A 7,507-nucleotide genomic window follows, 5' to 3' on the forward strand; every position below is an offset into this window, starting at 1 on the left:
CGGCCGGGCCGGATGCCGGAGATCCCCCAGGGCGAGTTCGCCCGGCGCCGCCAGCGTCTGATGCGGGCGCTCGGACCCGAGGCGATCATCGTCGTTCCTGCCGCTCACGAGCGCACCCGCAACCGGGATGTCGAGTATCCCTTCCGTCAGGACAGCGACTTCCTCTACCTGACCGGCTTCCCGGAGCCGGATGCGGTGGCGGTGCTGGTGCCGGGGCGGCCGGCCGGCGAGTACATCCTGTTCTGCCGCGACCGCGACCCGACCCAGGAGACCTGGCAGGGCCGCCGCGCCGGGCCGGACGGTGCGATGGAGACCCATGGGGCCGAGTGCGCCTTTCCGATCGAGGACATCGACGAGATCCTGCCGGGGCTGATGGAGAACCGCGCCGTGCTGGCCGCCCCGTTCGGGCGCGACGAGCCGCTGGATCAGCGCCTGTTCGGTTGGGTTAACCGGGTGCGGGCCAAGGCCCGCAACGGCGTGCGCGCACCGCACGAGTTCGTCGCGGTGGAGCACCACCTGCACGAGCAGCGGCTGTTCAAGAAGGCCCCCGAACTCAAGTTAATGCGCCACGCGGCCGCCATCTCGTCTCAAGCGCATGTGCGTGCCATGCAGGCCTGCCGGCCGGGGCTGACCGAGTTCGCGGTGGAGGCCGAGCTGCTGCACGAGTTCCACCGCTACGGAACCGAGACCGCGTATCCCTCCATCGTCGGTGGCGGCGAGAACGGCTGTATCCTGCACTACATCGAGAACCGCGCGGAGCTGAACGCCGGTGACCTCCTGCTGATCGACGCCGGCTGCGAGGTGCAGGGCTATGCGTCCGACATCACCCGCACCTTTCCGGTCTCCGGTCGCTTCGACGAACGCCAGCGCGAGGTCTACGAGTGCGTGCTGGCCGCCCAGCTCGCCGCGATCGACGAGGTGCGCCCAGGCAACGACTGGGACACCCCGCACGCCACCGCCGTGCGCGAACTGACCCGCGGGCTCAAGGAACTGGGGGTACTCAAGGGTCGCCTGGACAAGCTGATCCGCGACCAGGCCTACCGCCCGTTCTACATGCACCGCACCGGCCACTGGCTGGGGCTGGACGTGCACGATGTCGGCGACTACCGCGTCGGCGACGCCTGGCGTCAGCTGGAACCCGGCATGGTGATGACCGTGGAGCCCGGGCTTTATTTCGGGCCCTACAGTGATGCGCCGAAGGAACTGCGCGGCATCGGCGTGCGCATCGAGGACGACGTCGCCGTCACCCGCGACGGCTTCGAGGTCCTCACCGCCGACTGCCCCAAGGCCGTCGCCGACATCGAGGCCTGCATGGCCGGCGACCTCCCGGGCTGGGACTGACCATGCCCGCCCATCGTCTCTTCCGATTTCGTGAACGACCCGGAGTCCGGACCGGGGCGATTCGCCTGCAAGCAGGCTCCTACAGGAAGCAGCATGCACGATCCTCCGTGGGAGCCTGCTTGCAGGCGAATGGGGCGTCGGACCCACCCTTGCGGGGTGCGTCTTGACAACAAACACCTGCGACATCGCCATCGTCGGCGGCGGGCCGGTCGGCGGCCTTGCCGCCTGCACCCTGGCGCGCGCGGGCTATGCGGTCACGCTGTTCGAGCGCGGGTCACCACCCGCGCCGGATGCACACGCCAACGACACCCGTGGCTATGCCCTGGCGGCCGGCTCCGTACAGTTCCTCGACGATCTCGGGTACTGGGCGCCACTGGCGCAGCGGGCCACCGCGATCCGCTCCATCGTCGTCAGCCGTCGCGGCGGGCTGGGGCGGGTGCATCTGAATGCCGCCGACCATGGCCGCCAGGCCCTCGGGCAGGTGGTGCCGGCCGTCGCGCTGGAGCCGATGCTGGACGCGGCCTGCCGCGACGCCGGTGTGGATGTGCGCTACCAGTCCACGCTGGCGGGCGTGGGGGACGTGACGGATGGGCGCCGCGTGCTGCGCATCGACGGCGCTGAAGGCGAGGACACCTGGGCCGCCCGCCTGATCCTGGCCGCCGACGGCATCCAGTCCCCCACGCGCAAGGCCCTGGGTCTGCCGGTGAACCGCCTGCGTTACGCGGCGGATGCCCTGGTCTTTGACGTGCAGCCGGCGCGGCCGCACAACGGCCAGGCCTTCGAGCGCTTTACCGACGAGGGGCCGCTGGCCCTGCTGCCGCAGGCGGACGGGCGTATGAACGCCGTCTGGGTGGCCCCGCCGGAGGCCTGCGAGCGCCGCCTGGAACTGGACGACGCCGAGCGCCTGCGCGAGCTGCAGGCCCGTTTCGGCTGGACGCTGGGCCGCCTGCGCCCGGCCGGCCGCGTGGTGCGTTTTCCGCTGGAGCGGGTGCATGCCCCCGAGCCGGTCGCGGAACGCGCGCTGTTGCTGGGCAATGCCGCGCACGCAGTGCACCCGGTGGCGGGGCAGGGGCTGAACCTGTCCCTGCGCGATGTCGCGACCCTGCTGGGCGCACTGCGCGACGGCCGTGAGCCGGATGGCACCCCGCGTTTCGTGGCCGACCCCGGCGCGGCGGCCACGCTCGAGGCCTATGCGCGGGCCCGCCGTCGCGATGTGACCGGGGTGGTCGCCACGACCGATTTCCTGGCCCGCGGCATGCTGCACGCGGCTGGCCTGCGCGGACATGCGCTGGGCGGCGGCATGATGGCCGTCGACCGCCTGCGCCCCGCGCGGGACCGCCTCGCCCGCGCGGCCATGGGCCTCGGCCCATTGCCGCGCCACACCGCCCGGCATCTCGCCCGGCCGGATACGGAGGGGGTGGCATGAGCACGCGTGGCGCAGGCGACTTACTCGACCTGCTCGTGGTCGGTGCCGGTGCCGTCGGCGGCGCAATCGCGCTGGGCGCGGCGCGCCAGGGCCTGCGCGTGGGGCTGCTGGAACGCAATGCCGCGCCCACCTTTACTGACGCCACGCCCGTCACGCGGGTGGCCACGCTGAACATCGCCTCGATGGAGTTCCTCGCCACGCTGGGCGTGCAGGACGCGCTGGAGGCGCGCCGCGCCCATGCCTTCTCCGGCATGAGCGTGTGGGACGCGCACGGCCCGGGGCATATCCGCTTCAATGCCGACGATCTGGGTGTGCCGGCGCTGGGCTGGACCGTGGAGCACGCCGCGCTGGAGGCCGTGCTGTGGGCTGAGCTTGAGGCCGCCGGTGTCGACCTGTGGCCGGAGACCGAATGGAAGAGCGTGGATGCGCGCCCGGATCGGGTCGACCTCTACGGACCGAAGCACGCGCGGCTCGCCTCCGCCCGTTTGGTGGTCGCGGCCGACGGTGCGCAGTCCCCACTACGCCACCGCATGGGCATCCCGGTGCGCGAGCAGGACTATCACGCCCGCGGCGTGGTCGCGACCGTGACCACCGAGCGCCCGCACGAGGACACCGCCTGGCAGCGCTTCGTCGACGACCAGATCATCGCGTTCCTTCCGCTGGCGGACGGGTGCAGTTCTATCGTCTGGTCCCAGCCCGAGCACCAGGCGGACGCGACGCTGGCGCTGGACGACGCTGGATTCTGCGCGGCGCTGGCAGAGGCGATCGACCACCGCCTGGGTGTCGTCACCGACACCTCCCGGCGCGCCAGCTTCCCGCTGGTGGCGCGCCATGCCCGTGACTACCACGCCGGCCGCGTCGCGCTGGCGGGGGATGCCGCCCACACCATCCACCCGTTGGCCGGCCAGGGCTTGAACCTCGGTCTGGCCGATGCCCGTGCCCTGGTCGAGCGCCTGCATGGCCCCGCCCGCCGCGACCCGGGTGCGGAGACCGTACTGCGCGCCTACACCCGCGACCGCCGCGCCGGGAACGCCTTCATGCAGCGCGCCATGGACGGCTTCCGCCTGATCTTCGCCACCCACGCCGCCGGCCTCCCAGAGCTACGCGGCCTCGGCATCCGCCTGGTCGACCAGGCCACCCCCCTCAAGCGCCGCCTGGCCCTGCGCGCCTTCGGCCTCGACTAGCCCCAAACGCGCGGCTATCCAACCGCCGAATCTCCTCCGCCCGCATTCGCCCCGTAGGAGCCGCCTCGGCGGCGAAGCTCCTGCCAAAGCTCGGCACGGGCAGGAGCTTCGCCTGCAAGCAGGCTCCCACGGTGCAGCCCCGTAGGAGCGGGCTTGCCCGCGAAGCCCCCGCCAAAGCCCGAACGCCCCGACGGCATCACCTGCGCGCCACAAGCCGAATCATCCCTATACCGCTCCGTCCCAACCGCCGCATCTTCGCCGCCCGCTTTCGCCCCGTAGGAGCCGCCTTGGCGGCGAAGCGCCTGCCAAAGGTCGGCACGGGCAGGCGCTTCGTCTGCAAGCAGGCTCCCACGGTGAAGCCCCCATAGGAGCGGGCTTGCCCGCGAAGCCCCCGCCAAAGCCGGGACTCTTCATCGGCGCTATCAACCTCTTACCCGCGCGCCGCCACAGGTTTTCGTGCGTGCTAAATTGATATCAACCAGTCCACCCACCGGTCCATTAGGGTGCAGCCATGTCTCATCACGAAATCATCGGGGCTCACGATGCCAAGACACACCTTTCCGGTTTCCTCCGAAAGGTGCAGGCGGGCGGGCGTTTTACCATCACGCAGCGGGGCCGTCCTGTGGCTGCGCTTGTGCCACTGGAGGAGGACGATGCGCCCAGGCGTGTGCAGGCCGCGCGGAGTCTCCGGCAGCTGATGGCCGAGGCTCCAGCGCGCGGGGCAGTGGATATCAAGGCCCTGGTCGAGTCGGGGCGTGACTGATGGATCTCGTGTTCGACAATTCCATCGTGATGCGCTGGTTGCTGTCCGATGGTAGTCCCGCCGACCAGGAAGTCGCGGTTACGGTCCTGCGTTCCATCGAGTCGGGCGATATCCGTCTGATCGCGCCATCCGTCTGGCCGTTGGAGGTCGCCAACGTAGTCGCCCGTGCGGAAAGCCAGGGCCTGGTGACCGAGGCTGAAACCACGCGTTTCCTCGCGCTCCTGCAGGATCTCATGGTGGCCGTTGACCCCGGCGGCATCGATCCGGTCTTCGGCCTGACGCTTCAACTGGCCAGGCGTTATGGCCTTTCCGCTCACGATGCCTCCTATCTCGCACTCGCGCTTCAGTACGGCGCCACCCTCGCCACCCTGGACCAGGCCCTGATCACCGCGGCTCGCCGAGCCGGGGTCGCTGTGTTTGCGAGCAGCGCCTGACGGTCCCGTCGAGTTTCAATCGGATCGCCGTAGCCAGCGCTGTCACCCTCGACCCGCCTCAACAGCATGCGCCGCCCGTATCCGCCCCCGTCGGCATCCCGGCCGCACCGAAGCGAAGAGCCGGGATCACCAGCCTTGGAGCGATACCCCGCGTACCTACTACCACCCAGGCACGAGGTTCCGGATAACCCCAGCGTGGTTTCCGGGACGACCGAACGAGAGGCCCTCCCCTCGAGCCTCCGGCCTGCGCCCGGCTACCAGCCTCTCCATTTCTTTCCTTCCACCCTGTGGGAGCGGGCTCGCCCGCGAAGCCCCCGCCAAAGCCCGAAAACCCTCTAGTCGTCACGGCCCACGCTCATACCGCCGCACCGCTGTCTGCTTTCCGCAACACTCCGGGCGCGACCCTGCCCAAATCTCTGCTTGTTGCAAAAACCCAACGCATCCGACCCGTCGATCCGACCCCTTCAGATCCGAGAAATGCCGCGCTGCCCGCAAACCCGAGAAAAATAAGCAAAACCTGATCGAATTCTCGCCGCGCCTCGCGGGGCAACCATAAGCTGTAGCTCATTAACCCAGTAATTCAGCATGTTGCAATCCAATTCAAGCGCCCTCGAAGCCTCCGCACGCAAGTCGTTGATCTACCAAAAAGCGCTCCCCGTCACGGATACCCCCGTACTGTGGCAATTTTTTCCCGCACAGGGGTTGAAACGAGACACCGTGGTGTATATAAAACACCTGTCATTCGCGGCATCGACCGTGGATGCAGGCGTAGAAACGAACACATACCTCTCCTGGGAGATACGCAACATGAAAAAACAGATTCTCGCAGTCGCCGTTGCCGGCGCCTTCGCAGTCCCGGCCTTCGCCGCCGCCGACACCAACGTCACCCTGTTCGGTCAGCTGCAGACGCAGATCGTCCACCACAGCGCCTCGGGTGACGCCACCTTCAACGACGGCTTCCGCATGCATGACGGCGGCGGCGCAGGCCAGCCTGCTGATGGTGCCAACCCGAACCGTCTCGGCGTCATGGTCAACCACGACCTGGGCAATGGCCTGACCGCGCTCGCCAAGCTGGAACAGGACGTGCGCACCACCTCCGGCTTTAGCCGTCCGGCTCGTGACGTGTACGTTGGTCTGGATGGTGACTTCGGTCGCGTTACCGCTGGCCGCATGTCCAGCCCCTACAGCACTGCCGGCAAGGATCCGCTGAACGGCACCTTCATGCAGCAGCGCGTGAACGGTGGTCGCCTGGCCCCGGGTGGCTTCGGCTGGGGTGGCTTTGCGAATGGCTCGTACCTGGACCGCGGCATTCGCTACTCCAATGACTTCGGTATGGTGAACCTGGACGTTGCCGCGTTTATCGACAATGGCAACGACAGCGACACGGCCTACGCCGCGAAGCTCGGCTTCGATGTCGGCCCGGTCGAGATCTACGGTGCCTACCAGCGTGCCGATGACAATAACCAGACCTCCGGGATCCTGGGATTTGTTGACGGCACCGGATCCGACGACGACGCGACGACCGCGACCAAGCTGCGCACCGCCAAGATCGGTGTTGACTTCCGCCAGGGCCCGTGGCGTGTGAACTTCGAAGCGGAAGATTTCACCGCCGAGAACGAAAACAACATCACCGGCATGCAGGAGCGTAGCGGCAACACCTACTTCGCCGCCGGTACCTACTCCATGGGCAGCACCGACTTCACGCTGAGCCTGGGTCATACGGATAACGATCCGGCTGGCCAGGCGAACGTCGATAGCGTCGCCTTTGGTGTTACCCATCACATGAGCAACCGCGTGCGGGTGTTCGGTGGTGTGGCCCACACCGACGTGAAGTCCGGTGGTCCGGACTACACCGCGGTCGGTGGCGGCATGCGGGTGTCCTTCTAAGGGCAGCCACTGCTACCAAGCGGTATAACAACAAGTTTGTAGCTTGTTTTGCGGGGCCCCCAGGGGCCCCGTTTTTTGTGCGTATCTTTCGGCCCCGCTCGGGGTGAACCGCCCCGGGTTTCCCGGAGACCCGTTGGTTTGGGTCACGCTGCACGAACGGACCCCTGAAGTGGTTGATGGTACTGCGCTTCGATCGTTGCCGGCGGTCGATACCCGTTGGATTCCAACAGGCGTCGCCGGTTGAACCAGTCGACCCACTGGAGCGTAGCCCACTCGACGTCGCGTCGATCGTTAAGACGTCCCCAGTAGGCCCGGACCTCGGTCTTGTACAGCCCGTTGATGGTCTCCGCCAGGGCGTTGTCGTAGGAGTCACCGACCCGGCCCACCGAGGGCTGGAGCCCGGCTTCTCCGAGGCGGTCGGTGTAACGCACCGATACGTATTGCACGCCGCGATCGCTGTGATGGATGGGAC

At 68.1% G+C, this 7,507-nt stretch carries 7 protein-coding genes; 6 read left to right on the forward strand and 1 reads right to left on the reverse strand.

The genetic code is table 11. The features are described 5' to 3' along the window. The first annotated feature begins 12 nt into the window (after nt 1–12). The 6 genes from pepP to F793_RS0111030 all read left to right on the forward strand — a co-directional run bounded on the left by pepP (nt 13) and on the right by F793_RS0111030 (nt 7,035). Nucleotides 13–1,341, forward strand: a complete 1,329-nt coding sequence (gene pepP / locus F793_RS0111005) for a Xaa-Pro aminopeptidase (RefSeq protein ID WP_018881746.1) — start codon at nt 13–15, stop codon at nt 1,339–1,341. A gap of 163 nt (nt 1,342–1,504) precedes the next feature. Continuing rightward, nucleotides 1,505–2,767 carry an FAD-dependent monooxygenase gene (locus F793_RS0111010; protein ID WP_018881745.1) on the forward strand — a complete coding sequence of 421 codons (1,263 nt, stop codon included), beginning with the start codon at nt 1,505–1,507 and terminating at the stop codon, nt 2,765–2,767. Then, nucleotides 2,764–3,951: an FAD-dependent monooxygenase gene (locus F793_RS0111015; protein ID WP_018881744.1), complete on the forward strand. Its 1,188-nt coding sequence runs from the start codon at nt 2,764–2,766 to the stop codon at nt 3,949–3,951. The genes F793_RS0111010 and F793_RS0111015 overlap by 4 nt, the downstream gene beginning before the upstream one ends. Before the next feature lie 511 nt (nt 3,952–4,462). Beyond that, nucleotides 4,463–4,714 (forward strand): type II toxin-antitoxin system Phd/YefM family antitoxin, encoded by a 252-nt coding sequence (locus F793_RS0111020; protein WP_018880416.1) that lies wholly within the window; start codon nt 4,463–4,465, stop codon nt 4,712–4,714. Further along, a complete protein-coding gene (locus tag F793_RS0111025) occupies nt 4,714–5,148 on the forward strand; it encodes a type II toxin-antitoxin system VapC family toxin (RefSeq protein ID WP_018881743.1) in 435 nt (144 codons plus the stop codon). The genes F793_RS0111020 and F793_RS0111025 overlap by 1 nt, the downstream gene beginning before the upstream one ends. Nucleotides 5,149–5,955: 807 nt before the next feature. Then, nucleotides 5,956–7,035 (forward strand): porin, encoded by a 1,080-nt coding sequence (locus F793_RS0111030; protein WP_018881742.1) that lies wholly within the window; start codon nt 5,956–5,958, stop codon nt 7,033–7,035. A gap of 143 nt (nt 7,036–7,178) precedes the next feature. Here F793_RS0111030 and F793_RS0111035 read toward each other — a convergent pair. Continuing rightward, nucleotides 7,179–7,507, reverse strand: a 329-nt coding sequence (locus F793_RS0111035) for an integrase core domain-containing protein (RefSeq protein WP_019592814.1), incomplete at its 5' end; no start/stop codon positions are given.

It is taken from the genome of Thioalkalivibrio sp. ALE22 (assembly GCF_000381445.1).
Taxonomy (GTDB): domain Bacteria; phylum Pseudomonadota; class Gammaproteobacteria; order Ectothiorhodospirales; family Ectothiorhodospiraceae; genus Thioalkalivibrio.

Coding starts and splice junctions, on each gene's coding strand:
- F793_RS0111020 (WP_018880416.1), top strand. CDS start 4,463: ATGTCTCATCACGAAATCATCGGGGCTCACGATGCCAAGACACACCTT.
- pepP (WP_018881746.1), top strand. CDS start 13: ATGCCGGAGATCCCCCAGGGCGAGTTCGCCCGGCGCCGCCAGCGTCTG.
- F793_RS0111030 (WP_018881742.1), top strand. CDS start 5,956: ATGAAAAAACAGATTCTCGCAGTCGCCGTTGCCGGCGCCTTCGCAGTC.
- F793_RS0111015 (WP_018881744.1), top strand. CDS start 2,764: ATGAGCACGCGTGGCGCAGGCGACTTACTCGACCTGCTCGTGGTCGGT.
- F793_RS0111025 (WP_018881743.1), top strand. CDS start 4,714: ATGGATCTCGTGTTCGACAATTCCATCGTGATGCGCTGGTTGCTGTCC.